This window comes from Marinobacterium sedimentorum, from assembly GCF_024267675.1.
Classification (GTDB): Bacteria; Pseudomonadota; Gammaproteobacteria; order Pseudomonadales; family Balneatricaceae; genus Marinobacterium_A; species Marinobacterium_A sedimentorum.
Genome location: NZ_JALDYX010000154.1, coordinates 1 through 232, shown reverse-complemented (window position 1 = coordinate 232; position 232 = coordinate 1). Strand labels below are relative to the sequence as shown.

Here is a 232-nt window from a genome sequence, read left to right as displayed (position 1 = left end):
ACTTCGGCAGCGTTTGGATCACCAGTGATGATATCCAAATGGATTACTACCAAAATAGAATAACGACGGGGGTGCAATGGTCACCCGCAGATAAGATACAGCTTGAGCTACGCTATCAGTTTGCGTGGGCCCATAATAACCATTTAGATAGTTTGGTGAAGTCATTCCATAATGCTGCTGGACTGAAGCTTGATGGGCGTGACGAAGTCGAAGACGATAGCTTCAACGTCGA

Annotated in this window: 1 protein-coding gene; it reads left to right on the top strand. The window is 46.1% G+C overall.

The genetic code is table 11. The features are described from left to right. Window positions 1–38: 38 nt before the first annotated feature. Window positions 39–232: DUF3187 family protein (locus tag MRS74_RS23705; protein ID WP_254582737.1), on the top strand; the 194-nt coding region annotated here is incomplete at its 3' end.